General features: G+C 66.9%; 21 protein-coding genes. 8 read left to right on the forward strand and 13 right to left on the reverse strand.

Features of this window, described 5'->3' with window-relative positions; genetic code table 11:
• Positions 1–87: 87 nt before the first annotated feature.
• Both poxB and G3N62_RS07600 read right to left on the reverse strand, forming a co-directional pair.
• Positions 88–1809, reverse strand: a complete 1722-nt coding sequence (poxB, locus tag G3N62_RS07595) for a ubiquinone-dependent pyruvate dehydrogenase (protein WP_059559960.1) — start codon at positions 1807–1809, stop codon at positions 88–90.
• 180 nt (positions 1810–1989) lie between these two features.
• Positions 1990–2517 carry an Lrp/AsnC family transcriptional regulator gene (locus G3N62_RS07600; protein WP_049032659.1) on the reverse strand — a complete coding sequence of 176 codons (528 nt, stop codon included), beginning with the start codon at positions 2515–2517 and terminating at the stop codon, positions 1990–1992.
• A gap of 163 nt (positions 2518–2680) precedes the next feature.
• On the opposite strand from G3N62_RS07600, the gene mdeB reads away from it, so the two are divergent.
• Positions 2681–5407 (forward strand): alpha-ketoglutarate dehydrogenase, encoded by a 2727-nt coding sequence (mdeB, locus tag G3N62_RS07605; RefSeq protein ID WP_124670170.1) that lies wholly within the window; start codon positions 2681–2683, stop codon positions 5405–5407.
• Between the two features lie 126 nt (positions 5408–5533).
• Here mdeB and G3N62_RS07610 read toward each other — a convergent pair whose 3' ends face one another.
• The gene (locus tag G3N62_RS07610; protein WP_034188541.1) at positions 5534–6034 is read right to left on the reverse strand and encodes an Lrp/AsnC ligand binding domain-containing protein; all 501 of its coding nucleotides are present in this window, start codon (positions 6032–6034) and stop codon (positions 5534–5536) included.
• A gap of 164 nt (positions 6035–6198) precedes the next feature.
• Between G3N62_RS07610 and G3N62_RS07615 the strand changes: the two genes are divergently transcribed.
• On the forward strand, positions 6199–7242 hold the full coding sequence (locus tag G3N62_RS07615) for a 1-aminocyclopropane-1-carboxylate deaminase (protein ID WP_124670196.1): 1044 nt from the start codon (positions 6199–6201) through the stop codon (positions 7240–7242).
• Positions 7243–7546: 304 nt separating this feature from the next.
• On the opposite strand, the gene G3N62_RS07620 is transcribed toward G3N62_RS07615, so the two are convergent.
• The 7 genes from G3N62_RS07620 to G3N62_RS07650 all read right to left on the reverse strand — a co-directional run bounded on the left by G3N62_RS07620 (position 7547) and on the right by G3N62_RS07650 (position 18037).
• Positions 7547–10549, reverse strand: coding sequence for a hybrid sensor histidine kinase/response regulator (locus G3N62_RS07620; RefSeq protein ID WP_124670171.1), 3003 nt, complete (start codon positions 10547–10549; stop codon positions 7547–7549).
• An 80-nt stretch (positions 10550–10629) separates the two neighbouring features.
• Entirely contained in the window at positions 10630–11289 is a 660-nt protein-coding gene (locus tag G3N62_RS07625) for a response regulator (protein ID WP_034188543.1), read from the reverse strand.
• Positions 11290–11603: 314 nt separating this feature from the next.
• Positions 11604–11792: a hypothetical protein gene (locus G3N62_RS07630; RefSeq protein ID WP_034188544.1), complete on the reverse strand. Its 189-nt coding sequence runs from the start codon at positions 11790–11792 to the stop codon at positions 11604–11606.
• Between the two features lie 122 nt (positions 11793–11914).
• Positions 11915–14992, reverse strand: coding sequence for an ATP-binding protein (locus G3N62_RS07635; RefSeq protein ID WP_124670172.1), 3078 nt, complete (start codon positions 14990–14992; stop codon positions 11915–11917).
• A 370-nt stretch (positions 14993–15362) separates the two neighbouring features.
• Positions 15363–16385, reverse strand: a complete 1023-nt coding sequence (locus G3N62_RS07640) for a hypothetical protein (RefSeq protein WP_034188546.1) — start codon at positions 16383–16385, stop codon at positions 15363–15365.
• 115 nt (positions 16386–16500) lie between these two features.
• Positions 16501–17328: a hypothetical protein gene (locus tag G3N62_RS07645; RefSeq protein ID WP_034188547.1), complete on the reverse strand. Its 828-nt coding sequence runs from the start codon at positions 17326–17328 to the stop codon at positions 16501–16503.
• Between the two features lie 121 nt (positions 17329–17449).
• Complete coding sequence (locus G3N62_RS07650) at positions 17450–18037, reverse strand: SEL1-like repeat protein (RefSeq protein WP_034188548.1); 588 nt, start codon at positions 18035–18037, stop codon at positions 17450–17452.
• Positions 18038–18394: 357 nt separating this feature from the next.
• Between G3N62_RS07650 and G3N62_RS07655 the strand changes: the two genes are divergently transcribed.
• The 3 genes from G3N62_RS07655 to atsR are packed head-to-tail and all read left to right on the forward strand — an operon-like array spanning position 18395 to position 21653.
• On the forward strand, positions 18395–19267 hold the full coding sequence (locus G3N62_RS07655; protein ID WP_034188549.1) for a helix-turn-helix domain-containing protein: 873 nt from the start codon (positions 18395–18397) through the stop codon (positions 19265–19267).
• A gap of 48 nt (positions 19268–19315) precedes the next feature.
• Positions 19316–19819, forward strand: coding sequence for a molybdopterin-dependent oxidoreductase (locus G3N62_RS07660; RefSeq protein ID WP_069245818.1), 504 nt, complete (start codon positions 19316–19318; stop codon positions 19817–19819).
• Positions 19820–19832: 13 nt separating this feature from the next.
• On the forward strand, positions 19833–21653 hold the full coding sequence (gene atsR / locus G3N62_RS07665; RefSeq protein WP_124670173.1) for a hybrid sensor histidine kinase/response regulator AtsR: 1821 nt from the start codon (positions 19833–19835) through the stop codon (positions 21651–21653).
• Between the two features lie 30 nt (positions 21654–21683).
• Here atsR and G3N62_RS07670 read toward each other — a convergent pair whose 3' ends face one another.
• Positions 21684–22103, reverse strand: coding sequence for a secondary thiamine-phosphate synthase enzyme YjbQ (locus tag G3N62_RS07670; protein ID WP_034188617.1), 420 nt, complete (start codon positions 22101–22103; stop codon positions 21684–21686).
• Positions 22104–22113: 10 nt separating this feature from the next.
• A complete protein-coding gene (locus tag G3N62_RS07675; protein WP_049031120.1) occupies positions 22114–22440 on the reverse strand; it encodes a thioredoxin family protein in 327 nt (108 codons plus the stop codon).
• Between the two features lie 226 nt (positions 22441–22666).
• On the opposite strand from G3N62_RS07675, the gene G3N62_RS07680 reads away from it, so the two are divergent.
• On the forward strand, positions 22667–23368 hold the full coding sequence (locus tag G3N62_RS07680; protein ID WP_124670174.1) for a flavin reductase family protein: 702 nt from the start codon (positions 22667–22669) through the stop codon (positions 23366–23368).
• Between the two features lie 134 nt (positions 23369–23502).
• On the opposite strand, the gene gcvA is transcribed toward G3N62_RS07680, so the two are convergent.
• Positions 23503–24435 carry a transcriptional regulator GcvA gene (gcvA, locus tag G3N62_RS07685; protein WP_034188554.1) on the reverse strand — a complete coding sequence of 311 codons (933 nt, stop codon included), beginning with the start codon at positions 24433–24435 and terminating at the stop codon, positions 23503–23505.
• A gap of 138 nt (positions 24436–24573) precedes the next feature.
• Here gcvA and G3N62_RS07690 point away from each other — a divergent pair, with 138 nt between their 5' ends.
• Together G3N62_RS07690 and G3N62_RS07695 are read left to right on the forward strand one after the other, a co-directional pair.
• Positions 24574–25776 carry an MFS transporter gene (locus G3N62_RS07690; protein WP_124670175.1) on the forward strand — a complete coding sequence of 401 codons (1203 nt, stop codon included), beginning with the start codon at positions 24574–24576 and terminating at the stop codon, positions 25774–25776.
• A gap of 14 nt (positions 25777–25790) precedes the next feature.
• Positions 25791–26687 (forward strand): oxidoreductase, encoded by an 897-nt coding sequence (locus G3N62_RS07695; RefSeq protein WP_124670176.1) that lies wholly within the window; start codon positions 25791–25793, stop codon positions 26685–26687.
• Positions 26688–26750: the final 63 nt, after the last annotated feature.

The raw sequence follows: 26750 nt of genomic DNA on the forward strand, positions 1-26750 counted from the left end.
CGCCATCGCGGCGCGCGCGCCGGCCGTCGATGCGAGCGGCCGCGCCGGCGTTCCCGACGCGGCCGCCATGCGGCGCACGCGCTGCCGTCACCGCAGGTTGGTTCTCGCGAGCTCGACGATCTCGTCGCCGCGCCCGCTGAGGATCGCGCGCAGCATGAACAGGCTGAAGCCCTTCGCATGCGCGAGCTCGATCTTCGGCGGCATCGCGAGTTCGTACTTCGACGTCACGACGTCGACGACGGCCGGTCCGTCATGCTCGAACGCCGTGCGCAACGCGTGCTCGACGTTCTCCGAGTGCTCGACCCGCACGCTGAAGATACCCGCGCCCTTCGCGATCGCCGCGAAGTCCGTCGGGCTCAGGTCGACGTTCGTATCGAGATAACCGGCCGCCTTCAGCTCCATCGACACGAAGCCGAGCAGGCTGTTGTTGTACACGACGATCTTGATCGGCAGGTTGAGCTGGCGCGCGCTCAGCAGATCGCCGAGCAGCATCGACAGCCCGCCGTCGCCGGACAGCGACACGACCTGCCGCCCCGGATGCGCGCCCTGCGCGCCGAGCGCCTGCGGCATCGCGTTCGCCATCGACCCGTGGTTGAACGAGCCGTGGAGCTGCCGCTTGCCGTTCATCGTCAGGTAGCGCGCGGCCCACAACGTCGGCGTGCCGACGTCGGCCGTGAAGATCGCGTCGTCGGCCGCGACGTCGTCGACGAGCTTCGTCAGGTACTGCGGATGGATCGCGCGGCCGGGCGGCTCGGCCACCGCGAGATCGTCGAGCCCCTTGCGCGCGGCCGCGTAGTGCTTCAGCGCGTTCTCGAGGAAACGCCGCTGCGTCTTGCGCGTCAGGCGCGGCAGCAGTGCCGCGATCGTTTCCTTCACGGTGCCGACGAGGCCGAGCGCGAGCGGCGCGCGGTGACCGAGCTGCGAGCCCTTCCAGTCGATCTGCGCGATCTTCGCATTCGCCGGATAGAACGGCCGGTACGGGAAATCCGTGCCGAGCATCAGCAGCGTGTCGCACGATTCCATCGCGTGATAACCCGAGCTGAAGCCGATCAGCCCCGTCATCCCGACGTCGAACGGGTTGTCCCATTCGACGAACTGCTTGCCGCGCAGCGCATGCACGACCGGCGCGCCGAGCGTGTCGGCCAGCGCGACCACTTCGTCGTGCGCGCCCTGCGTGCCGCTGCCGCACAGCAGCGTGACCGCGTCGGATGCGTTGAGCAGGGCCGCGAGCCGGTCGAGATCGGCATCGGCCGGCAGGATCGACGGCGGCGCCGATTCGCTCCATGCCGGCGCCTCTTCCGGGCCGTCGCCGAGCGCGATGTCGCCCGGTAGCACGATCACCGCGACGCCGCGCTCGTCGATCGCGGTACGCATCGCGCGCGCGAGCACGCGCGGGAACTGCGACGCGTTCGTCACGAGTTCGGCGAAGTGGCTGCACTCGCGGAACAGTTCCTGCGGATGGGTTTCCTGGAAGTAGCCGAGGCCGATCTCGGTCGACGGAATGTGCGCGGCAATCGCGAGCACCGGCTGGTGATTGCGGTGGCAGTCGTACAGCCCGTTGATCAGGTGCAGGTTGCCGGGGCCGCAGCTGCCGGCGCACACCGCGAGCCGGCCGGTCGACGCGGCATCGGCACCGGCCGCGAACGCGGCGCTTTCCTCGTGCCGCGTATGCATCCAGCGGATCGAGCCAATCTGGCTCAGGCTGAACGACAGGCCGTTCAAGCTGTCGCCCGTCACGCCCCAGATGCGCTCGACGCCCGCTGCCGCCAGCGTCTTCGCCAGGTATTCCGCCATCGTCTGTCTTGCCATGATGCCCTCGCTCGTTGATCGGTCGTCACACGAATGAACCGGCTCCGGCGGCTGCCTTCGCCGGCGACCAAACGAGCATACGCGATCGTGCCGCACCGCGTCGCGAAGCCCACAGGCGTCCCGGCCCGTTCCTTTCGGTCATGTCAGGCAATCGTCGCCGCTTCGTCGGCTGGCGCGCGCTCAACTCCAGTCGGACGCCGCCTCGTCCGGATCGACGAGCGTGAGCCCCGCCGCCGGCAGCGGCAGCGCGGTCTTGTAGCGCACCTGCTTCAGCGCAAAGCTCGAGCGGATGTTCGACACGCCGGGGATCGTCGTCAACCGCTCGATGATGAAGCGCTCGAGCGTGCGCATGTCGGGCATCACGACGCGCAACAGGTAATCGGCGTCGCCCGACATCAAATAGCACTCCATCACCTCGGGCCGCTGCGAGATCGCCTCCTCGAAGCGCTGCAACGCATCCTCGACCTGTTTTTCCAGGCTGACCTGGATGAACACGTTGATCCGCAGCCCGAGCGGCTCGGGATCGAGCAGCGTGACCTGCTGCCGGAACAGCCCGAGCTTCTCCAGCGCGCGCACGCGGTTGAAGCACGGCGTGGCCGACAGGTTCACCGCGCGTGCGAGTTCCGCGTTGGTGATCCGCGCGTTCTGCTGAAGCTGGTTCAGGATGCCGATGTCGATGCGGTCGAGCCGCCGCGGGTTTGCGCTCATGATCGAAATATTCCGAGAGAGTGGCGATAACCGGAATATTTACACTATCAGACCGTGAAACTCCAATGAAATCAGACGCATATTTTGCGAATCGACGGGTAGCATGATTCGACCGATTGCCACTGATTGCGCGCCGCCCGAACCGGCGTGCGGGAGACCTGCGATGACGGACCTGTCGAACGGAATTGACGCCACGCGGCGCGCGGGCCTCGCGCATGCCGATGCCGACCCCGAAGAAACCGCCGAATGGCTGGAGGCGCTCGACGCGGTCGTCGCTCACGTCGGCCAGGATCGCGCGCAGTTCCTGCTCGATCGCCTGGCCGCGCACGCGCGCACGCGCGGTCTTGCTGCATCGCGCGGCCCGGTCACGCCGTACGTGAACACGATCGCCGCGCACGAACAACCGCCGTATCCGGGCGATGCCGATCTCGAAGCGCGTCTGTCGGCCGCGCTGCGCTGGAATGCGCTCGCGATGGTCGTGCGCGCGAACCGTGCATACGGCGAGCTCGGCGGACACATCGCGAGCTATGCGTCGGCGTCCGACCTGTTCGAAGTCGGCTTCAACCATTTCTTCCGCGCGGCGACGGGCGAAGGGCATGACGACGGCGGTTCCGGCGGCGATCTCGTCTACTTCCAGCCGCATTCGTCGCCGGGCGTCTATGCACGCGCGTATCTCGAAGGCTTCCTCGACGAGGCACACCTGAAGCACTACCGCCGCGAAATCGCCGGGCCCGGCCTGTGCTCGTATCCGCATCCGTGGCTGATGCCCGACTTCTGGCAGTTCCCGACCGGCTCGATGGGCATCGGCCCGATCAACGCGATCTACCAGGCGCGCTTCATGCGCTACCTGCAGCATCGCGGCCTGGCGGACACCGCGAACCGCACCGTGTGGGGCTTCTTCGGCGACGGTGAAATGGACGAACCCGAATCGCTCGGCGCGCTGTCGCTCGCCGCCCGCGAAGGGCTCGACAACCTCGTGTTCGTGATCAATTGCAATCTGCAGCGGCTCGACGGCCCGGTGCGCGGCAACGGCCGCGTGATCGACGAACTCGAGGCGTTGTTCGCCGGCGCCGGCTGGAACGTGATCAAGGTGCTGTGGGGTTCCGACTGGGATCCGCTGTTCGCGCGCGATCACGCCGGCGCGCTCGCCCGCGCGTTCGCCGACACCGTCGACGGCCAGTTCCAGACCTTCTCCGCGAACGATGGCGCGTACAACCGTGCACGCTTCTTCAGCCGCGACCCGGCGCTCGACACGCTCGCCGCGCAATTGACCGATGTGGAAATCGACCGCCTGCGCCGCGGCGGCCACGACGCGCTCAAGCTGCACGCCGCGTATGCGCGCGCGCTCGCCCATCGCGGCCAGCCGACGGTGATCCTCGCGAAGACGATGAAGGGTTACGGGATGGGCACGATCGGCCAGGGGCGGATGACGACCCACCAGCAGAAGAAGCTCGACGTCGACGACCTGAAGGCGTTCCGCGACCGTTTCCGGTTGCCGCTGTCGGACAACGACGTCGAGCAGTTGAAGTTTTACAAGCCAGCGGAAGACAGCCCGGAGATGCGTTACCTGCATGCCCGCCGGGCTGCCCTGGGCGGCTATCTGCCCAGAAGGCGGATCGCGGCATCGCAAGGACTGACCGTCCCGCCGATGCCGGCCTGGGGTGCGTTCGCGCTGGACGCGGCGAACCGCGAGATGTCGACGACGATGGCGCTCGTGCGCATGCTGGCAGCGCTGCTGAAGGATCGCGACCTCGGCCCGCGCGTCGTGCCGATCGTGGCCGACGAAGCGCGCACGTTCGGCATGGCGAGCCTGTTCCGGCAGGTCGGCATCTACTCGCCGCTCGGCCAGCGCTACGAACCCGAGGATCTCGGCTCGATGCTCTACTACCGCGAGGACACGCGCGGGCAGATTCTCGAGGAAGGGATTTCGGAAGCCGGCGCGGTGTCGTCGTGGATCGCCGCGGCGACGTCGTACAGCGTGCACGACCTGCCGATGCTGCCGTTCTACATCTACTACTCGATGTTCGGTTTCCAGCGCATCGGCGACCTGATCTGGGCCGCCGCCGACCAGCGCTCGCGCGGCTTCCTCGTCGGCGCGACAGCGGGCCGCACGACGCTCGGCGGCGAAGGCCTGCAGCACCAGGACGGCAGCAGCCATCTCGCGGCGTCGACGATTCCGAACTGCCGCGCGTACGACCCGGCGTTCGCGTACGAAGTCGCGACGATCGTCGATGCCGGCATGCGCGAGATGGTCGAGCAGCAGCGCGACGTGTTCTATTACGTGACCGTCATGAACGAGAACTACGCGCAGCCGTCGATCCCCGGCGACGATCCGGCCGCCCGTCGCGCAGGCATCCTGAAGGGCATGCACCGGCTGCCGTCCGCCTCGAACGCGGCCGCGCGCGTGCAGTTGTTCGGCGCCGGCGCGATTCTCGGCGAAGTGCTCGCCGCGCAGCGGATGCTGCAGGACGGCTGGGGGATCGATGCGGCCGTCTGGAGCGTCACGAGCTTCAGCGAATTGCAGCGCGACGGGATGGAAGCCGAACGGCTGTCGCGGCTTGACGACGGATCGGCATCGTCGTATGTCACGCGGATGCTTGAAGGAACGCAGGGCCCGGTGGTCGCCGCGACCGACTATGTGCGCGCGGTGCCCGAGCTGATCCGCGCCTACGTGCCGCGCCGCTACGTGACGCTCGGCACCGACGGGTTCGGCCGCAGCGACACGCGCGACGCGCTGCGCGCATTCTTCGAGGTCGATCGCGCGAGCATCGTGCTCGCCGCGCTGAAGGCGCTCGCCGATGACGGCGCACTCGATGCGACCGTCGTGCGCGACGCACGCGAGCGTCTCGGCAAGACCTCGCATCCAGGCGGTGCGCCATGGCAGCGCTGACCGGGCAACGCGGCCAGGCACGTCGAGCGGCTTCAAGCCGCCGAGCGCCGCGTTCGCCCGGCCCCTCCACGCCGCGGCGCATGCGCCGCTCTCACACGGACCGGCGTGAATCGGCGGCGCTCCGCGCTAAACCGGCAACGCGTGCGTCGACAGAATTTCCTTGAGCACCATGAACGAGCGCACCTGTCGCACACCGGGCAGGTACAGCAACTGTTCGGCATGCAAACGGTTGAAGCTCTCGTTGTCGCGCGTGCGGAGCAGCATGAAGTAGTCGAATTCGCCGGTCACCACGTGACACTCGACGCACCCCGACACTTTCTGCGCGGCCTTCTCGAATTCGGCGAATGCTTCCGGCGTCGAACGATCGAGCACGAAGCCGATCACGACCAGCATCCCGGCACCCAGCGGCTTCGGGTCGAGCAGCGCGACGATGCCGCGAATCAATCCCATCTCCTTCAACCGCTCGACGCGCCGCAGGCACGCCGGCGCGCTCAGCTTCACCTTCGCCGCGAGGCTCACGTTCGAGATCGACGCGTCCTGCTGCAACTGCCGCAGGATCGCGCGGTCGATGCGGTCGAGCGCCGCCGCGGCGTCGGCCGGCGATGCACTGACGCGATCTAATTTCATTGCGCTTCCTCGAAATTTTGCGAATCAAAATTATTCATTCATTCCTGACCTCACAGATAAAGTAGGTTTTCATTATTTATTTCGCAAGCCCATTTCGCACCATCCTGCCTATCATTTTTCCATCGGGACACGGCGTGCAAGCCGCACCCGGCCGATCCGGTTTCCTGTCCACCGTCCCTCGGAGCGCGTCGACGAACCTGCAACGTTTCCCCCGTTATCCGCTCACGTTCGGTCCGACCCCGATCCAGCCGCTCAAGCGCCTGAGCGCGCATCTCGGCGGCAAGGTCGAGCTGTATGCGAAACGTGAGGACTGCAACAGCGGCCTTGCGTTCGGCGGCAACAAGACCCGCAAGCTCGAATACCTGATTCCCGATGCGCTCGCGCAGGGTGCGGACACGCTCGTGTCGATCGGCGGCGTGCAATCGAACCAGACACGCCAGGTCGCGGTCGTCGCCGCGCATCTCGGGATGAAGTGCGTGCTCGTGCAGGAGCACTGGGGCAACTACGACGATCCGGTATACGACCGCGTCGGCAACATCCAGCTGTCGTGGATGATGGGGGCCGACGTACGGCTCGTCGCCGACGGCTTCGACATCGGCATTCGCCGCAGTTGGGAAGAAGCAATGGACAGCGTGCGGCAGGCGGGCGGCAAGCCTTACCCGATTCCGGCCGGATGTTCCGAGCATCCGCTTGGCGGCCTCGGTTTCGTGGGCTTCGCGGAAGAAGTGCGGGAACAGGAAGCGCAGCTCGGCTTCAAGTTCGATTACATCGTGGTCTGCTCGGTCACGGGCAGCACGCAGGCCGGGATGGTCGTCGGCTTCGCGGCCGACGGGCGCGCGGACCGCGTGATCGGCATCGATGCGTCCGCGACGCCGGAGAAGACGCATGCGCAGATCACGCGCATCGCGCGGCATACGGCCGAGATCGTCGAACTCGGGCGCCGCATCGACGACCGGGACGTCGTGCTCGATACGCGTTTTGCCGGCCCCGAATACGGGCTGCCGAATGAAGGCGCGCTGGAGGCGATCCGGATGTGCGCGCGGCTCGAAGGCATGCTGACCGATCCCGTCTATGAAGGGAAATCGATGCACGGGATGATCGACAAGGTGCGGCGCGGGGAATTCGAGCCGGGGTCGAAGGTGCTGTATGCGCACCTTGGCGGCGTGCCGGCCTTGAGCGCTTACGCGGAGATCTTCCGCAACGGCTGACGGGCTTCCGCAGTCGATCCGGCGCACGACGGCCAATTCCGCGTCATGAAGCTGCCGCCTCCGGCATCCGCCCGAGGCGGCGGCATGCGGGATAGCCGGCGGTCGAGCGTTGCACCGTTCCGCGCGATGCCGTGCGGTGCCCGTGCGCCCCTCATCGTTTTCGCGCGCCGTCCATGAACACGCTCGCCGGCGCGTACCGCTCGACGATTCAGTGCGCGCGCCGGCACGGCGCGCGCATGGTCGTCGGCCGTCAACGTCGCAGGCATCGCCCGCCATCGCGCCCGCAAGCATGGCGTCGCATCGTTCAGACGCCGGACAATCTCGACAGCGCAGCCTCCACCTCCACGCGCATCTCCGGCCACTCCGGCCGGAGTGCATCGACACCGCCCGCGGCCAGCACGCGCTCGCCTCTCGCGCACGTATCGCTCGCGTCTGCGTCGCCGGCCAGCGCAAAGCCGCCTCGCATCGAATGCAGTTCGCCCTTGACGCGATCGTGGTCGCCGCGCGGCAATGCGGCGTCGATCGTCGCCAGCGAGTGCAGCGTCGCGGCACGCAATTGTTCACGAATCGCGTCGGTCATCGGCGGCGCCTGCCGGTCGTCGCGATCGACCGCCTGCAACGCCGTCGCGCCACGCGCCCCATGGCGTTGCAACACCGCCCCGAGCGCATCGATCGACAGCGGCTTGAGCACGACTTCCGCGACGCCGGCCTGCGCGCACCGCCTGCGATCCTCTTCGGTCGCGTGCGCGGTCATCGCGATCACGGGTACCGTCGCCCCCTGCTCGCGCAGGAAGTTCGCCAGCGCAAAGCCGTCGAGTTCCGGCATGCCGAGATCGGTCAGTACCACGTCGTACGAACGCGCGAAGAAGGCACGCATTGCCTCGACGCCGTTCGTGACGATCGTCGCATCGTAGCGCAGCGCATCGAGTTGATCCCGCAACAATACGCGGCTCGCCGGGTGGTCTTCCGCGACGAGCACGCGCAGCGGCACGCTTTCGTCCGCGTGCATCGGCAACGCTGCCGCCGCGGGCTCGTCGTCGAACGCGGCACGCCATCCGGACGGCGCCTTCGCCAGCGGCAGCGATGCGGTGAAGCGCGTCCCCGCACCCGGTCGGCTGTCGACCGTCAGCGCGCCGCCCATCAGCCGCGCGAGACGTCCGCAGAGCGGCAGCCCGAGCCCGGTGCCGCCGAAGCGCCGGTAAATCGACGGATCGGTCTGCACGTACACGTCGAACAGCGTCGGCAACGCTTCCGCGGGGATGCCGATGCCCGTGTCGCGCACCACGATTTCGACGCCGCGCGGCCTGCCGGAAGCGGCAGCCGGCAGCGCGTCGATCGTCACGCTGCCGTGCTCGGTGAATTTGATCGCATTACTGACAAGGTTCGACACGATCTGACGCAGGCGGGTCGGATCGCCGACGTAACCGTCGGCCAACCCCGGCGCGACGCGGCATTCGAGTACGAGCCGTTTCGCGTCGGCGAGCGGCCGAAAGATCGCCGCGACGTCGCGCAGCACCGCACGCAGGTCGAACGGCACGGCTTCCAGCACCATCTGGTTGGACTCGGCCTTCGACAGGTCGAGCACGTCGTTGATCACGCGCAGCAGCGCGTCGGACGATGACATGACCGTCCGCAGTCGGCGCTGTTCCGCGGCGGGCAGCGCCGCGCGCGCCATCAATTCGAGATTGCCGACGATGGCGTTCAGCGGCGTACGAATCTCGTGACTCATCGTCGCCAGGAAGGTCGACTTCGCCTTGTTCGCGTCGTCCGCGGCTTCGCGCGCTTCATGGAGCTTGTCTTCGGCCTGTTTGCGCGCGGTGATGTCGGTCAGCGTGCAAAGCAGCACGTCGACGCCGCGATAGCGGGTGCGGACGATGTGCGCGGCCAGGTAGGCGACCCCGCCACCGGCCCGGTCGACCGCCAATTCGTGCGTGACGACGCGCGGCTTTCGTCCGCCCGCGATATTGTCGCGGTATGCGTGCCAGATGCGCTTGCCGAGCAACGGCGCCGTGCCGGCGTCGCCGTAAATCCGTGCGGCTTCGTTACGCGCCATCGTGTCGCCGTTGGCCAGCGACAGCAGCATGATGCCGGCCGGCGCCGTGCGAATCAGCGTGCGGTTGAGCGCCTCGCTTTCGATCAGCCGGATCGCGCGGCGGTTGGCCGGGCGCAGCGCGCGCCGGTCGAACATGACGATCGCGAACCACACCGTTCCGATCGCGAGCAACGCGAGACCGGTTGCGATACCCAGGCGGACGGCCACGTCGTCGAACACACTGCGCCACGAATGCGTCGCGGTGAGTACCTCGTCGAATCCCGGCATGCGATCGCCGATGACGATATTCGTGCCGACACGGTGTGCGGCAGCCCGTTCACCTCCGGCCGCGCGCGCGTAATCGAGCGCACGGGCAGTCAGCACGGGCGCAGCCTGCTGGCCGGTCAGGACATTCGCGTTCGAATCGACCAGTGCATAGTTCTGGCCGGCGGACGCGGAACGCAGGATGTCGTCGATCTCCGGCCGCGTGACGATGACAAACCATGCGATCGGCTTGCCCTGCGTATCCCGTACCGCCTGCGCGAACCGCAGCACGGACCGCCCGAGCAGCGGATCCTGCCGCCTGTCCAGAAAAATCGGCCGATTGCCGGGCGCGGCGGCGGCCGATACGAAATCGGCCGGCGGCTGCAACTGCCGGATCAATGCCTTCACGTCGAAACCGGCCGGCAGCGCGAGCGTCGACTTCACCAGCGGATACCCGGTCACGATGACGAAGTCGCCCGCCAGATCGATCAGATATCCGCCCATGCCCGGGTCGCCGGGCTGCCTCGGCGGCATGACGCCCGTCTTCTCGACCGTCTCGAGAAATGCCGCGAGGAACGGCGCGTAGGTGCCCCCTGGCCGAGACGACGGATCGGCCGCAAACGCGGCCACCGCCACGCGTCCCGCGTGTCCGAGAACGGCCAGCCTGCCGCGCCCGTCGGCAAACGGCTCGAGTGCATCGGGCGGGGTGGTCGGTCCGTGCCGAGCCATCAACTCGAGGATGTCGGTGTAGCGATTCTGGAGGGCCTTGACCACCTCCATCTCCGCCAGCAGGTCGGCCTTGCGGACCAGGAACTCCGACCGCTCATGCGCAACCGATTCCTGCAGGTCGAGCCGCACGACGAGTGCCGCGCAGGCCAGGACGAACACCGTGATCGCCACACCGCTTCCGTACAGCAGCCATTGCTGCTGCCGTCGCACGCGCCCCGGTTCGAACGGCTTGCGGCCCGCGGCCGCGGCATGCGCGATCAGCGCTTTCAGTTTGGTTGGCATGAGTGTCGTCGAAGTCGTCTCGGCGCCGGCACCGCGTCGTGCGCCGTCCGGGTCACTCGGTAGTGTCCGACGGACACCGTCTATGCACTGGCCTCGGGCAATTCGGGCAGCTGGCCCTCGCTCGCGTAGCGAATCAGATCGGCGTCGCGAACGATACCGAGCTTCTTCATGGCACTCGATTTCTGCGAACTGATCGTCTGCTTGCTGCGGTGAAGCTGGACGGCGATCTCGCCGACCGTCAGGCCGGCCCCGTAAAGCCGCACGACTTCGATCTCGCGGGCGGTCAGGGTGCGGACACCCGCCGACGGCTGGCAGTCCTCCAGCAGCCTCTTGACGAACGGAGACAGATAATTGGCCCCGACGAAGGCCGCGTGCACCGCGCCCACCAGATGCGAAATCGCATCGGACTTGCTCAGGATGCACCCGACGCCCTGCTTCTGAATCGCGAGCAGCACGCTCGGGTTGTCGATCATCGTGATCGTCACGAGGCGAAGCGCCGGATAACGACGCTGCAGAAAGGACAGCAATGACAGACCGTCGCCATACTTGCCGCCGGGCATCACATAGTCGACGACGAGCACGTCGCTCTGCTGCTCGTCGAGCATCGCCACGAGGTCGGTCGAATTCGAGACAGTGCCGAGCAGCTTGATCGTGCTGCTGCCCGCGAGCGCCTGCGACATCCCGAGCGCGGACGAAGGATGATCGTCCGCCACCATCACCCGCACAAAAAATTCATCCATCTCTACTTTTCTCCCGATACACGCGGCCCGACGTGCGATGTTGTGCGACGCGCCGGAGCTCGAATCGATCCCGCAACACGATCGCGTTGCGGCATCCAGCGAACCGGGCGGTGCGCAGCGCAATTTTAAGATAATAGACGGCTGTACGATCAAGCGTGGCGGTCTGTCGACACCCATGCCCATCTCGCCGGCTGGCGCGCGCACCACGACATTGCGGTATGAACCGTCGACAGTCCGCCGCCCACGCCCGTCCGATCGGCGGCGCCCCCACGCCGTCGATCCATCCCGTCCCGCCGGGCGGCCGAAACCGCTCCCTAGTGCTTGACCACGGTTTCGTCCGGCTCGCCGGGCTCGTCATCCACGGCGTGCTGCCACTCGGTGACGGCCCGCCGCTTTTGCGACGGCGACATCATCATGAATTCGTTCAGCTTCATCAGGAAATGCCGTCTGGATTTCTCTGGCAACGTCGCGAATCCAAGTAGCAGCCCGAACACCTTTCCCATATAGCGCACGGCCTTACCCTTCCTTCTTCAGTCGAAATCACGCGGCATTGAAGCAATGCGGCGTGTCTGCCTTCCCTGTTCTGACGCAGGCGATCTGCGTCGCCCTCGCGCCGCCTCTTTTTTTACCGTCCGGGCCAGTGCATCGTCGCAGCAGCCATGACGCCCGAAGCAGGCCGCTTGTCCGCCGCGCCCGCGGGGAGTGCGATCCCGCGCCGCCGCGCGACGCGGGCGAGGCCGCGGCGCAGGTCGGCCAGCGTCACCGGCTTGGTCAACACGTACGCGACGTTCGATGCCGCGTAGCGCCGGGCATTGTCGGGCGCCAGATACGATGCCACGACGATCATGTCGCACGGCAACGCGCGCGCATGAACGGCTTCGACCAGTTCCCGGACCGACATGTCGGGCAAGTCGGCACCGAGCAGCAGCACGTCCCACATGCCGCTCTCGAGCGTGTCGAGCGCCGCGCCGCCGGACGACACACACCGGACCGTGCAACCGAGCACATCCAGCTGCTCGCGGAAAATCGACCCGTTGACCGCCGCATCGTCGGCGACCAGCACACGCGGCACACGCGTACTGGAAGCCGGCGACGCCGACTGCCCGACATCGGGCGCGCACCCCGGCCCGCGTGGCGACTCGGCGGTAGCGACTCGCGCCTGCGCGATCGCCATGCGCAGCCCGTTCAGCGAATAACTCGACACGCGGATCGTGCGGCCCGCGACGTCCGGCTGCAGCGGGCCGTCCGGCGTCGCCAGCACGACCGGCGTACCGCCGCCGAGGCTGTCGAGCTCCTCGCGCCGCCATTGGTCGGAATCGCCGAAGAGCACGATCGCGTGTGCACGCGCGAGGCACCCGGCGGCAATCCCGATCGGACTCGGATGCATCGCGACGTCGAACCCCCATGCACGCAGATGCGGAAAGGCAAACGCACGCCACGCGTCCTCCGGCGACACGACGATCAGCGTTCGACCGGCACCCGCGCCGGCCGGGGATTTCGGCGCAATGCCCGTGTGCAGCGGCAAGCGCACGGTGAACAGGCTGCCGACGCCCGGCGCGCTGTCGACCGCAATCGTCCCGCCCATCGCCGCGACCAGCCGGTCGCACAGCGCGAGCCCGAGCCCCGTGCCGCCATAGCGCCGCGTGATCGACGCATCGACCTGCGAGAACGCCTTGAACAGCTTGCCCTGCTGCGCAGGGTCGATCCCGATGCCGGTATCCTCGATGCCGATGGCGATCTCGGGCGCACCGCGCGCATTTCGCCCGACCGCCACGCGCGCGACGATGCGCCCGGCGCTCGTGAACTTGATCGCGTTGCTCAGCAGGTTGCCGACCACCTGCGCGAGCCGCGTCGGATCGCCGCGCATGCGCTGCGCGCCGCTCGCATCGATATCGGCGAACAGCGGCAACCCTTTTGCCTTCGCGACCGACGCGAATGCCGCGAGCTCGCGCTCGAGCACCGCGATCACGTCGAACTCGATCGACTCGACCGACATCGCGCCGGCTTCGATCTTCGAGAAATCGAGCACGTCGCTGACGATCGCGAGCAGCCCTTCGGCCGACGCGCGCAGCGTCCGCACGCGGCCCTGCTGCGAGGCATCGAGCGCCGTGCGCTCGAGCAGCTCGAGGTTGCCGAGGATCACGTTCAGCGGCGTGCGGATCTCATGACTCGTCGCGGCGAGAAACGACGACTTGGCCGCATTCGCCGAATCGGCCGCGCGCACCGCTTCCTCGAGCTGATGAACGAGGCGGCACTGCGCGCTCATGTCGGCGAACGTCGCGATCAGCACGTCCTCGCCTTGATAACGCGCGCCGTGCGCGATGATCTCCAGGTGCAGCGGCGTATCGCCGCGTGCGTCGAGCACGAGTTCGGTCGTCATCGTCCGGCCGGCCCCGCCGTTCGCGACGAACGCGTCGTACTTCTCGAGTGCCAGCGCGGACAGCGCATGGTAATCGCCTTCATGCGGCAGCAGCATCTGCTTGAGCGCGTCGCTCGCGAGCATCACGCGCCGGTCGGACAACGACACGAGGCCGATGCCGACCGGCGCCATCGCGATCACGCTGCGGCACAGCGCCTCGCTGTCGAACACGCGGGCCGAGCGTGCATACACCGGCACAAGCACGCGCCGGTGGAAACGCACGAGCAGCAGCCACATCACGATGATCGCAACGAGGGTCGACGCCGCGAGCCCGCCGGCCTGCACGCCGATGCCGGCCAGCACGTCGGCCCACGACAGCACATAGGCGATCGTCCAGCCGGTTGCCGCGAGCTTGCTGCTGAACACGATCGCGCCGTCGCGAAAGAGCGGCTCGGCGGACACCCTTCCACGATGCGCGACATCGAGGCTCAGCAAGCGCTCGCTCAGGGCGTTCGTGCGTGCGACGTCCGGATCGAGCGCGATCAGCCGGTTGTCCGCCGACGTGATGAAGAACGTGCCGGCCAAGCCCCGTCCGGGCAGCCACGACAGCAGGTAGTCGGGTGCGTATTCGGTGACCAGCACCGCGAACGGCTGGCCGGCGGCGCGCGCCTCGGCAGCGACGCGGATGCGCATCTGCCCGGTGACGGGGTTGACGTAGGGCGGCAGCCAGCGGACGTTCGGCCGACCGTCGTTCGGCGCCGGCGGCGAGCCGTCGAAATCGATGCGCAGCGCATCGAATACTTGCGCACGCGCGTCGGCCGACGCCAGTGCCGGATTGTCGCGCGCCAGGTGTGGCACCAGGCCGAAGACGCCCGTGCGCGTACTGTAGTGGTACCCCTCGAGCGTACGCCCGCGATTGAGCGAACTCGCCGCGCAGATGCGCGACAGCATGAACGACAGCGCGAGATAACGAGCGACCTCGTCGCGCCGCGCGGTTTGCCCCGGCACGCCGACCACGAGCGACGGATACGGCTTGATCGCCAGCTGCTGGCCGTCGGCGAAGAACGCGTTCACGACGTCGGCCGGCGCCGCGCCGATCTCCCGCCAGATGAGTTGCGTATTCGTGACGCCGTTGCGGAACGACGTCTCGGCCACCTGCACCTCGTCCGCGGCTTCCTCGACACCGTTCAGGAAATTGCGCCGCTCGCCGTCCAGATGGCCGTAGACGATCGACGTGATCCCGAGCCCGCAGGCGATCAGGATCAGGATCGTGACGACGATGCCGCCCCCGAACATCGAAATGCTCTGGTAGCGGCGAATGGACTGAAGCGTGCTGTATGGCATGGCTCGATGTGACGGAGCCCGGAACGCGGACCTGCGGCAAATCCCGGCCGGCCGGACGTCACGATGGAAACATTCGGGACGGTAAGGTCCCGATCATGCCTAACGACACCGCGAAAATCAGGTGTGCATTATCCTTTTAGTACACGTCCTATTTGTTTTAATGATTGTTTTGAACTTGAACGAGAATCGGCGGTGGAATCGCGTGTCGCGCACCGCGCCGTTCGGACCCGTCGCTTCGGCGAATCGCCTCAGGTCCGTCCACAATGAAATACCGCCGGCGAGCCGGCGGCAAAAGATGCGTCAACGAATCTCGTGACGCACCGAGGCACCCGATTCGACCCGCGCGGGACTTCCCGGCAGGATCGCCCGCTCAGTTCTGGGTGAGCGGATTCAGCGTCGTGCACAGGAAGCCCGTGCAGTTCTTCGGCGTGAAATAGAACGACGCCATCACCGGCGCGGGCGAGCCGAGCGCGAGATCGCTCAGATACGCGCTGCCCTGCGCGCCGAATGTGTTCGCCTGCTGAACGAAGCTGGCGCCGGTCGACTGGATCGCGGCCGACTGGTACGTGAAGGTCGGCGACTGCGTCTGGTCCTTCACGTAGACCCACGAGATCGCCGTACCGAATGCCATCGCGCCCTTCGCGCGATAACCCTTCGCCCCCTCGCTGTTGGCCTGTGCGATGAAGTCGCCGACCGTCGACGTCGGCGCCAGCGCGTCGTACGTATAGGTCGCGTTCGACGCGTTGTTCTTCATGTACACGTTCGCCTGCGCGGTGCCCACCGCCATCGGGCCAAGGAACCAGTAGCCCGACTGGCCCTGTCCGTTCGCCTGCGCGAGGAATGCGTTGGCGTCGGCGGGCAGGCCCGTCGCCGTGTACGTGTAGGTGGCCGACGAGCCGCCGTCCTTGCGATAGAGGTCGCCGTACGTGAGCGGCCCTTCGTAGCGGTAGCCGCTCGCCCCTTGCGCGTTGGCCGCGTTCACGAAGGACGTCATGTCGGCCGGCGCCGTCTGCAACTGGTACGTGTAGGTCTGCGCGGTGCCGTCGTTCACGAAGATCGACTGCGACCCGCCGTTGCTCGCATTGTAGAAATAGTCGCCCAGATATCGATAGCCTTTCGCGCCCTCGTTGTTGACCAGCGTCAGGAAGCTCGCCCGATCCGCCGCGACCGGCTGTGCCTCGTAGCGCCACGTCAGCGTACCGCCGCCGGAGCCGCCCGAACCACCGCTTCCCGCCCCGCCGCCGCCCGTCCCGCCGGAGCCGGTGCCCGTGCCACCGCTGCCGCCGTTGTTGCTCGTGCCCGATCCGCCGGACGATGCAGGCGCGGAAGTGTCGTCGCCGCCGCAAGCGGTCAGCGCCAGGCAAGTCAATGCGATCAATGCAACGGTTTTCATCGGAATCACCTTCTGAACGAACAGGACGAACGAAGCCGTTACGCACGGATCACGCCGCGCGCACGGACCATCCGCATCGGGATTGGGCCGGCGGCCAACCACCGGCCCGGGAACGTCAGTTGACCTGCAGCTGGCCGCCGCGGCCGAGGCCGCCCTTCACGTCCTGCGCCTTGTAGCTGCGCAGCGCCACGACCATCTTGTTGTACGCGTCGATGAACGCGACGACCGTCGCCTTGCCTTCCGGCGTCGACGAGAACCCGGCGAGCGCACCGCCCACGCCGCCGCCGAAACCGCCCAGCGCCGCACCGTAGTTGGTCGCCGTCGAGCTGCCTTCCGACGCCGCGATCTGCACGGCCGAGCGCACGTCGAACAGCGTCAGCGTCACGACCGACGCCTTCGTCTGCAGGTGGCCGGCCACCGCCGCCACCGCGCTGTTGCCGATCAGCCCGCCGATCATGCTGCCGATGCCGCCGATCGGCGAATCGTTGATCACGATCTGCGGCTCCATGTAGTAGTCGGCCGCGACACGCTGGCCCTTCTGCTGCTTCGAGCCCGCGCGGTATTCGCCCGAGTTGCGCTGCAGCTGCGTGATGCGCGACAGGCGCGCGTCGCTCTTCTGGTTGCCGATCGACGTGATCACGAAGCAGTTCGACTGCTGCACGGCCAGGCGCAGCAGCGGATCGATCGTGGTCATCTTGGTCGCGCTGCCGAACGGGCCCCACCAGTCGGCGTTGCGGCCGTCGTCGACGGCGATCGTGCCGAGCGGCGACGCACAGCGCTGCAGCTGCGAATCCGCGCCCGCGCTCGCGCCGCCTGCCGCGGCACCCGTCACGCCGGCGTTCTGTCCGCCGGGCGTCACCACACCGCCGCAACCCGCGACGGACGCGCCAAGCGCTGCAACCAGCGCACCTTGAGTGAGACGTTGGGAAAGGTTGGTCTTCATGTCGTTGTCGATCGATTAGAGTCGTTGATCGGCTTATGTGTTCGTGCGAACTTCGATAAGCCCCCCGGCGTGGCGCGCGATGGTGGTCCCCCCGCTGCTGCCCCCGTTGCCTGATGCGCGGTCAGTAGTACCAGTACGTCTGCTGCCAGACGCCGTAGTACGGATAGCCCGAGTACCAGTAGCCGTAATAGACGTCACGCCATTGCGTGCGCCATTTCCAGTCTTCTTCGTCTTCCTTCTTGGCCTTGCGCGCGAGATCGAGCAGCTTTTTCGATTCCTTGTCGCCGCGGCCGGCCGCGATCGACAGCCACTTCTCCGCTTCACGCGCGTCGGAGCCCATTTCCTCGAGGCCGAACAGGTAGAAACTGCCGAGCGCCTTCTGCGCCTGCAGGTCGCCGCGCTCGGCGGCCTCGCGCATCCACTTGAGCGCCTGATAGCTGTCCTGGCGCACGCCGTCGCCGCGGAAATAACGCAGGCCGAGGTCGTAGGCAGCCTTCGGCTGGGTCTTCGCGGTCTGCTTCAGCGCGGCGATACGCGGATCTTCCCGGTCTTCCGCATCGTCCTTCTTCTGATAGGACACCTGATCTTTCGGGCGATCGGAACACCCGGTGTCGTCGCAGATCCGTACCGTGTTGCCGGTGACGGACGGGTCCTGCGCGCACGCGGCCAGCAGCAACAGCAGCCCCGGAGCGAGTAAACGGCGATACATTGGTACAGTCCTCAGTTTTATTGGCGCCGCAATTCTTCGAGCCATCCCACCCCGTGAGCTCGTACCTGGTTGCGTGCGGCGCAACGGATACAATCCGCCAACGCCGACACGCAGTCCAAGGCTCTCTCAGGTTCTCTCTTGGAATTGTTCCGTCACCATTTCATGGCTGCCGCTTTTCGCTGTACCGGCTATCCCGGCATCGATCTCCAAACATGACGCGGCAAACAATAGTGACGTGGTGAGCAATAATAATGGAGAAAAATGGCATGTCAAGGTCATTCGCTTTTTCAAAGTTTGCGTGACACGTCAGTTTTGCTATGCTCTCCCTCGCCCAAAACCCTTCGAGACCCCATCGAGATGTCCACCACCGAGCAGGCCAATGTCGATCTCATCACCGCGAACAAGGTGCGCGATCTACTGAACCGGAACGGCATTCCGCCGCGTAGCCACAACACGACGATCGCCAACGTGCTCGGCCTGAGCTTCTCGGTCGTCACGCGCAAGATGAAAGGCCTGATCCCGTGGAACCTGTCGCAGCTGCAGGACATCGCGACGCACTTCGGCGTGCCGCCCGCGATCCTGCTCGACGACAAGGGCACGCAGCCGGCCGCCGCCGAGATGATCGACGCGACGTTCGTGATCGAATCGAGGCGCTTCCGCTGCCGCGCCGCGATCTCGACGAAGGCCAGCAGCCAGATCGAAACGGATTTCGTCGCGCTGCAGTGGCAGGGCGAATGGATCGTGACCGAGCGCCAGCACGCGCGCGAGGGCCGCACCTATCCGGTCGACGTGATCGAGCTGCGCTCGACCCAGCCGAACGTCTACGCGGCGCGGATCGCCGTGGTCGACGATTCGCAGGATGTCGCCGAGACGGTGTGTGAATATTTCATCGAGAAAGGCGTGAACGCGATTCCGTACTTCGACGGCGCGACGTTCCGCAAGGCGCTGGAAGTCGAGGATTTCGACGGCTACATCCTCGACTGGATGCTCGGCGACCAGACGGCCGCCGAACTCGTGCGCGGCATCCGTTCGAGCGAGAACAGCGGCGCGCCGATCTTCCTGCTGACCGGCAAGATCTCGACCGGCGAAGCCAGCGAGGACGAAATCGCGCACATCGTGTCGCACTACAACGCGCGCTGCGAGGAAAAGCCGGTGCGCCTGCCGATCCTGTTCGCCGAAGTGGCGCGCGAACTGAAGATCACGCTGCCGGCCGTGGCCGCCGCGAACTGAGTCCCGAACCACAAACCACGACACGAACCACGAGACCGAGGGCACGACATGCGCATTTCAACCATCTGGATCAAGAGCCTGCTGACGGCCTGCCTGCTCGGCATGGCAGCCTCGGCATGGGCGGCTTCGTCGTTTACGTTCACCGTCGACGGCAAGATCAGCAAGAGCAACCAGCAGGGGAAGATGACCTACGTCTTTTCCGAGCAGGCGCTGATGGCGCTGCCGCAGCATACGATCGTCACGTCGACGAGCTGGACGCCGAAGTCGACCTTCACCGGCCCGCGCCTGTCGGACGTGCTGAAGACCGTCGGCGCGCATGGCACGCAGATCGAATTCCGCTGCATCGACGAGTACACGTTCACGATTCCCGTGTCGGATGCCGACAAGTACGGCGTGATCCTCGCGCGGACAATGAACGGCAAGGTGCTCGGCAACGACAACTACGGCCCGCTGTGGATCATGTATCCGCGCGACCAGTATCCCGACGAACTGAAGACGCCGCTCGGCGAGGCCAAGTTCGCGTGGCAGATCATCGGCCTGACCGTGAAGTGAGTTCGACCGCGACATGAAACGCCGGCGGTGGAAAAACAGAAAGATCATCCTGGTCCTCGGCTCGCTGTGGATCATGGGGTTCGCCGCGTGGGCGTTCCTGCTGTGGGACCTGCTCGCGACCTCGGTCAACGAGGGCGTGCTCGAAGGGCCGCGCGAAGGCGTGTTCTGGACCGCCGCGCAATACCGCAACGTCTATACGCGATTCGACCGGCAACTGATCCTCTACGCGACACGCGAGGACGACGACTTCGATCACGTGCGGATGCAGCTCGACAGCCTGTCGGTGTCGTTCGGGTTCCTGCAGCGGCCGTCCGAAGTATCCGAATACTGGCTGCGCATTCCGCGCGCGCGCAACGAGATCGACGCGCTCGGTGAATTCATGACGCGCCTGAAGCAGGAAGTGCCGCCGCTGCGCGACACGCCGAAGAACGCGCGGCAGGTGATCGACGAAGTCAATGCATACTGGCCGAAGGTCAACGGCCTCGCGAACTACTTCCGCGCGATCGAGATGGCGCAACGCGATTTCACGTTCCATCAGCTGAAGGAAAAGCAGCGTGCGATCCTGATCCTCGGCATCGTGCTCGGCGTGATCCTGTGCGCACTGTTCCTGCTGCTGTTCTACACGATGCGCACGCGCGACGACCTGCTCGAACGGCAAAACGCGGCGCTCGACGCCGAGCGCAAGGCCTCCGACCGCGCGTTCGAGATGATCGAGGCGAAGAACGCGTTCCTCGGGATGGTCAGCCACGAGCTGCGCACGCCGCTGCAGGCCATCTGCGGGTCGATCGAGATCCTGCTCGCGCGCCCGCAGTCCGACGCGAACCTGAAGACGATCCGGCGGCTGCAGAATTCCGCGCTGTCGCTCGAAGCACTCGTCAAGGACCTCACCGACTACATCAAGCTGCGCTCGACGAAACGCCTGGCCGAACTGGATACCGTCGGAATCGCGCCGCTGCTCGCCGAAGCGATCGAACCGTTGCGCGAGAAGATCCTGGCCAAGCGGATCACGGTCGAACAGCGGATCGAGCCGCCGGGTCTCGCGATCCGCTCCGATCGCAAGCTGCTGCGGCAGGTGCTGTCGAACCTGATCGAGAACTCGGTCAAGTACACGCACGGCGGATCGATCAAGGTGTCGATCACGCTCGCCGACACGCCGGCCGGCCAGCAGGTGAAGATCGCCGTGCACGACACGGGCGCCGGCATCGCGAAGCAACACCTGTCGAAGATCTTCGAGCCGTTCTATCGCGCGAACGACGCGGTCGGGCTGCATGTGGACGGGATCGGCATGGGGCTCGCGGTCGTGCGCGAAATCGTGACGACGCTGCGCGGGCATGTGGACGTGCGCAGCGTGGTCGGCGAAGGCAGCGAGTTCATCGTGACGCTGCCGGCCGAAGTGCCGGGCATCGACACGGCCGGCCACGCGGCCGGCGACGTGCCCGCACTGCCGCCCGCGATCGCGCTCCGCGACCGGCGCGCGCTGGTGGTCGACGACAACGACAACGCGCGCGAAACGCTTGGCGCGATGCTGTCGGCCCTCGGCATCGAGGCCGATCTGTGCGGCACCGGGCAGGAAGGCGTCGCGCGCTTCGGCACGGGCCGCTACGACATCGTCGTGCTCGATCTCGAACTGCCGGACCTGAGCGGCTTCGAGGTCGCGCGGCGCATTCGCGCGGCGGCGGAACTCGACCACGACGGCCGCCATCCGGCGATCCTCGGCGTCAGCGCATATGAGTCGGCCGCGCTGCGCGAGAACAAGCAGGTGTTCGATGCCTTCCTGCCGAAACCCGTCCATTTGCGCGAGCTCGGCACGCTCGTCGAGAAGCTGCTCGCCTGAGCAGGCGCATCGCCCGTTCCCCGTTCCCGCCTACTCGCCGATCAGATGCAGCACGATGTCGCGCCGGTGCGCCGCGCGGCGATGCTCGAACAGGTAGATCCCCTGCCACGTGCCGAGCACCATGCGCCCGTGCTCGACCGGAATCGACAGCTGCACCTGCGTGAGCGCCGTGCGCAGATGCGCGGGCATGTCGTCCGCGCCTTCGGTGTCGTGCTCGTAGCGCGTGTCGTCCTCGGGCGCGAGCGTCGCGAAATAGCGTTCGATGTCGCGCCGCACCGACGGATCGGCATTCTCCTGGATCAGCAGCGACGCCGATGTATGGCGGCAGAACACGGTGACGAGGCCGGTGCGGATCGCCTGCTGGTCGACGAACGCGCGCACCTGCGGCGTGAATTCGACGAGGCCGCCGCCGCGCGTGTCGACGCCGATGTGCGTGAGGGCCTGTTGCATCTCGGCCACCTCAGGCCAGCGCGGCGAAGCCGTCGGCTTCGATCTGTTTCGCGTCGGCGGGGCGCACGACGCGCGCGACCTCGACGCCGTCGCGCAGGAAGACGAGGGTCGGCCACAGCTTCACGCCGAACGAGCGGCCGAGCGGGCGGCCCGGGCCATCCTCGATCTTCAGGTGCCGCACCGCAGGATGCGCGGAGAACGACGCGGCGATCGCGGGCTGCGCACCTGCGCAGATCCCGCACCAGTTCGCGCCGAATTCGATGACGGTTGCGCCGCCCAGTGCGTCGACTTCCGCGCGCGTCGGCGCATTGGCGGTGTAGCGTTGTTCGGTGTCCATCGGGCCCTCGTGTGCGTTGGCGGAACGGGGCCGCGCCCGCGAGCGTGGTGCGGCGGTCGCGGCCGACGATTTCCTACTCTAGCGGAAAAGCGCGCGCGATGCCGGCCGGCCCGTCGCGGCGCCCACGCCGCCTGCGCTCTTCCGGAATGACACGACAAGATTCGGAGCGCCGCGCCGCCGCGACGGGATCAGCATGCGGACTGATCCGTCAACGAGGGCACCCGCCATGAATGCGCCGCATTGCGTCACCGAACCGAACATCCTCTATTTCGGCACGCCCGTCGTGCTGGTCAGCACGCTGAACGAAAACGGCACGCCCAATCTCGCGCCGATCTCGTCCGCGTTCTGGCTCGGCTGGCGCGGCGTGATCGGCATCGCCGCCAGCTCGCAGACCACCCGCAACCTGTTGCGCACCGGCGAATGCGTGCTGAACCTGCCGTCGTCGGCGCAGGCGGACGCGGTCGACCGGATCGCGCGCACGACGGGCACGTATCCGGTGCCCGACGGCAAACGCGCGAAAGGCTACGTATTCGAACCCGACAAGTTCGGCACGGCCGGGCTCACCGCAGCCGCGTCGCAAACCGTCGCGCCGCCGCGCGCGCTCGAATGCCCGGTGCACATGGAAGCGGTCGTCGCGGCCGCGCACGGGATCGGCGACGAGGCGCCGGACCTGCGCGGCCATATCCGCGTGTTCGAGTTGCGCATCCAGCGCGTGCACGTGCATCCCGACCTGCTGATGGACGGCCATGCGGACCGCATCGATCCGGACAAGTGGTCGCCGCTGATCATGAGCTTCCAGAAGTTCTACGGGCTGGCGCCGCGGCAGGTGCATGCGTCGCGGCTCGCGGAGATTCCGGAGCGCGCGTATCGCAGCCCCGACATCGAGCGCTCGCGTGAAGCGGGCATCTTGACCGGCGCCGGACGGTAACGAAACGCCCGGCGCAATGGCAGCGAAGCCGGCACTTCGTCGTGCCTCCACCGGCGGTATCGACGCGGCTGGCCGCCCCCGCACCGCCGGCCCTGTGCCTCGCCGTGCCGATCGCCCGGACCGACACCGCGAGCCTATCCCGCCTCTCGGCTCGCCACGCCTTCCATCCATCGCTCGAACGCGGACACCGCGGCATCGTCGGCACGATCGGCGCTCGTCACCAGCATGTAGTCGTCAGCACGCCATACGGGCGACGCGATCGGACACACGAGGCGCCCCTCGGCGAGATCGCGCCCGATCAGCGGCAACGACGCCAGGGCCACGCCGAGCCCCTCGACGGCCGCGCCGAGCTGAAGATTCACATGATCGAATTCGACATGACGCGCGGCGCGCAGATCGGAAGCACCCGCCTCCTGCAACCAGTGCGACCAGGCGGAGCGCGTCGTGGCCGAATGCAGCAGGGTGTGATGGCGCAGGTCGGCCACGCTTTGTATCGGATGCCGGCGCAGCAACGCGGGATTGCAGGCCGGCACGCGCAGGTCGGGCATCAGCGGACGCGATACGACGCCCGCGCCCTGCTCGGGACCGGAACGGACCCCGATATCGAAAGCGTCGGCGACATAGCGCAACTTGCGCGATGTCGTCGATACCCTGACGTCGATGTCGGGGTACCGCGAATGGAAATCGGCGAGCCGCGGCAGCAGCCAGCACAGCGCAAAGCTCATCGGCACATTCACCCGCACGACGCCCGATATCCGGTGCTTGAACGTGTCGTGGCGCAGCCGCCCCACCGCGGTACCGAGGCGCTCGAACACGTGGCTGACGTCATTCAGCAGCGCGGCTCCTTCGTCGGTCAGCACGACACCGCGCGGACGACGGTCGAACAACGGCAGGCCGAACCAGTCCTCCAGCAGCCTGATCTGCTTGCCTACGGCCCAGTGGGTGACATGCAGCTCCAGCGCCGCCCCCGCGAAGCTGCCGTGCCGCGCGACCGCGTCGAACGCGCGCAGCGCATTGAGCGGGGGCAACTCGCCCCGGTGCTTCGCCGTGTCCTGGTTGTCGTTCATGACGTGACTTTTTCTCTCTGTTGACGCAATTTTAGTTCAATTGAAATGGCCGCTACCTCAACCATAAAATTGACACTTCGAGCGCGAAAGCGAAGCCACGAACGGCTTCCACCAACCGCTCGCACGGAGCGAACGACGATGCGCCTGCCGGATTTTTCCCCGCCCATGATGCGGGAGACCGCGTCACCCCGACGGCGTGTGCTGTGGCTGTCGTGCCTTGCGCACGCCATGCACGATGGCTATACGGACATGATCTACGCGTTGCTGCCCGTGTGGCAGTCGGAATTCGGGCTCGACTTTGCGGCCCTGGCGATCCTGCGCGGCGTCTATGCCGGCACGATGGCGACGCTGCAGTTGTCGGCGGGGCGCCTCGCGCAACACCTGGGCAGCCGCACGACCCTCGCATTCGGCACGCTGCTCGCCGCGCTCGGCTATGCGCTCGCGGGCCTGTCGGGCGGCCTGCTCGGTCTGGGCGTGGCGCTGGCGATTTCGGGCGGCGGATCCAGCACGCAGCATCCGATCGCATCGGGCGCCGTGTCCCGCCTCTATGGACGCGACGCGAGAGGCCCGCTCAGCATCTACAACTTCGCCGGCGATCTGGGGAAATCCGCACTGCCGGCCGCCATTTCGCTGCTCGTAACCCTGATGCCGTGGCGTCACGCGCTATGGATCGTCGCCGGATTGGGCTGCGTCGTGGCCGCCGTCATCGCGCTCTGGTTTCCCGCCGTGCCGCGTGGCGCCGGCAAGACGGCGGCCAAAGGGCAGGCGTCCGCTCAACGCAGCGGCACCGGCGGAAGCGGATTCACCACGCTGTTTTCCATCGGCGTGCTCGATACGGCGGTACGCATGGGACTGCTTACCTTTCTGCCTTTCCTGCTCAAGGCAAAGGGTGTCTCGCCGCAACTGCTGGGAACGGCGCTTGCACTCGTTTTCATAGGCGGTGCGGCCGGCAAATTCATGTGCGGCTGGCTGGGCGCGCGCCTGGGCATGGTCAGGACGGTGCTGCTCACGGAGGGCGGTACGGCCGCGTGCATCGTCGCGGTGATGTATCTCCCGTTGGCACTTACCATGGTGCTGCTGCCGATTCTGGGTATGATGCTCAACGGCACTTCGTCGGTGCTGTACGGAACCGTTCCGGAGATGTCCGCACCCGAGCGTACCGAGCGCGCATTCGCGATTTTCTACACGGGGACGATCGCATCGGGCGCGATCTCGCCCGTTCTCTACGGTTTCCTGGGCGACAGGATCGGTGTGCATGGCGCCACGTATGCGACCGCGTTGACCGCCCTCGCGATCTTTCCGCTCGCCCTCGCACTGCGCCCGCATCTGGCGGATGACTGAACAGGATGAACACCATGACGAACGCTGACTCCCCGACCGTCGCACTCGTCGGTCCGGGCGCAATCGGAACGACCGTCGCCGCGGCCCTTCACGAAGTCGGCCGCACACCGGTGATCTGCGGCCGCTCGGCCCACGCGCAGCTGAAGCTGCGCTTCGACGGCGGCGAGATCGTCGTGCCCGGGCCCGTCCTGACCGATCCGCACGCGGTCAAGGAGCGGTTCGATCTCGTGTTCGTTGCGGTGAAGTCGACGCAGATAGCGAGCGCGGCACCCTGGGTCTCCGCGCTATGCGATGCGAATACCGTCGTCTGCGTGCTGCAAAACGGCGTCGAGCAAAAAGCCGCGTTCGCGCCGTACGCGGCCGGCGCCACGGTCGTGCCGTCGGTCGTCTGGTTTCCGGCGCAGCGCGAATCGGGCGCATCGGTGTGGCTGCGGGGCAAGCCTCGGCTCACGCTGCCCGATACGCCGGCGAGCAACGTGGTGGTCGCCGCGTTGCACGGCACGCGCTGCTCGCCGGAGGTCGCGGAGGATTTCATCTCGCTCGCGTGGCGCAAGCTTTTGCAGAACGCAGTAGCGGGACTGATGGTGCTGACCGGTCGCCGCGCCGGCATGTACGCGCGCGGCGACATCACCGCACTGTCGCTCGCCTACCTGCGGGAATGTCTCGAGGTCGCGCGGGCCGAAGGTGCGAAGCTGGGTGATGAAGTGCCGCAGGAAATCGTCGATGGACTGCATGGCTATCCGCCGGACTTGGGTACGTCCATCCTGGCCGACCGGCAGGGCAACCATCCGCTCGAATGGGACTGCCGGAACGGCGTCGTGCAGCGATACGGACGAACGCACGGCATTCCGACGCCGATCAGCGATCTGGTCGTGCCGCTTCTCGCCGCCGCCAGCGATGGTCCGGGCTAGTCGCAAGGAAACCCAAGCGCATCCGATCGACGCGCGACTCCCCGCCTGACCGGTCATGACATT

The organism is Burkholderia sp. Tr-20355, assembly GCF_017104685.1.
GTDB classification, from domain to species: domain Bacteria; phylum Pseudomonadota; class Gammaproteobacteria; order Burkholderiales; family Burkholderiaceae; genus Burkholderia; species Burkholderia seminalis.